General features: G+C 50.4%; 1 protein-coding gene. It reads left to right on the plus strand.

All coding sequences use genetic code 11. The features are described from left to right. Window positions 1-816: 816 nt before the first annotated feature. Window positions 817-1047: hypothetical protein (locus QMK33_RS23360; protein ID WP_283567041.1), on the plus strand; the 231-nt coding region annotated here is incomplete at its 3' end.

The raw sequence follows: 1047 nt of genomic DNA on the forward strand, positions 1-1047 counted from the left end.
ACTTCTTTCGCCAGTCCTCCAGGGTCTGGCGTTCCTCAGCGGTCAGAAACAAGCGATAAATTAGCATGACGAAAGCGCTTTTCTACGGAAAAGCCCACCAGACCCAATAAGGTTTTTCAACCACTAGGGCTTGTGCGCCACTCCGCCCAGCGCAATGCGGGCCCGCCCAATCTAGGAACCGTCCATTTCCAAGGCCACCGTGCACAAAACCAGCGCGTAGGAAGGGAGCCTGCTCGCGTACCTTCATGTAAGTGAGAACGGCCCGTAAAAGCGGGCAGGGCGATGGCCGTAGTTAATTCATTATGCTCTTCCACTGTATCAAGATGGGGAGTACTGCCTGGCAGCCGATACAAATTAGGGAACGCAATCGTGCGGCTGCTGCACAGGCCCACTGTCTGCCCCTGCGCATCGAGCGCGGAGAGTCTGCGCAAAAACCCCACTTTGGTATGTCTGCGCCATCCTACGCAGCAACAGAAAACGTTAGTACCACATGCTGGTCATGTAGCCCAAACAAACAGGAGCCATCGGGCAGCATACCGTCAGGCACTGTATAGCCGAGTTACGGCGTAAAAACGGACTCTTGCATCATATAATATAACCTTACGCTAGGTTCAACCCAGTGCACGTGTGCTCGTCGTCATCGTTAACCAAAACCGGTAAATTCAGTTTCCCCTGCACTAAAAGCTCCTGTACATAGCTAACCTGCCAGGGTATCTTGCGCCTGTCGTTCTGCTGCTCGCATATGCCCACCAAAAAGCTGAAATTTTCTTCAATAGCTAGTAGGCACTAATACAAGCAGGTAGGGTAAGCCACCCTATGAACAACGTGTTTTTATCCGCTTATTTCACTTTGCTAACTTGCAAAGCCCTCAAAAAGCCCTACTTTTGCACTCCCAAACCGCCTAAAGCTGCTCATCAGCCGGCCAGCGCAGAGGGAATCAAAATCAGCTTCGAAAATAAAAAATCGAAAAATATTTTAAAAGCCAAAAGTTTTTCGTACTTTTGCACCCCGCTTCAACCGGAGGCGGTTAGACAACCAAAACGACTG

Origin of the sequence: Hymenobacter sp. H14-R3 (assembly GCF_030063445.1) — a bacterium.
Lineage (GTDB): Bacteria > Bacteroidota > Bacteroidia > Cytophagales > Hymenobacteraceae > Hymenobacter.